The 412-nt window shown below is 47.1% G+C and carries 1 tRNA gene and 1 rRNA gene; both read left to right on the forward strand.

Annotation, left to right across the window (positions count from 1 at the left end):
* Window positions 1-85: ribosomal RNA gene (locus ACH1XZ_RS23210) — 16S ribosomal RNA — on the forward strand; the annotation flags it as partial.
* A gap of 85 nt (window positions 86-170) precedes the next feature.
* Window positions 171-246 (forward strand) — tRNA-Glu (locus tag ACH1XZ_RS23215).
* Window positions 247-412: the final 166 nt, after the last annotated feature.

Below are 412 nucleotides of genomic sequence, written 5' to 3' on the forward strand. Positions count from 1 at the left end.
GGCGCTTACCACTTTGTGATTCATGACTGGGGTGAAGTCGTAACAAGGTAACCGTAGGGGAACCTGCGGTTGGATCACCTCCTTACCTTAAAGAAACGTTCTTTGAAGTGCTCACACAGATTGTCTGATGAAAAGTAAATAGCAAGGCGTCTTGCGATTGAGACTTCAGTGTCCCCTTCGTCTAGAGGCCCAGGACACCGCCCTTTCACGGCGGTAACAGGGGTTCGAATCCCCTAGGGGACGCCACTTGCTGGTTTGTGAGTGAAAGTCGCCGACCTTAATATCTCAAAACTTACCTTCGGGTGACGTTTGAGATATTTGCTCTTTAAAAATCTGGATCAAGCTGAAAATTGAAACAGCACACTGAACTCTGTTCTCCGTAATAAGAACAGACTGAGGTGTGTTTGAGTCT

The sequence above is a fragment of the Kluyvera chengduensis genome (assembly GCF_044197065.1).
In the GTDB taxonomy this organism is placed as follows: domain Bacteria; phylum Pseudomonadota; class Gammaproteobacteria; order Enterobacterales; family Enterobacteriaceae; genus Kluyvera; species Kluyvera ascorbata_C.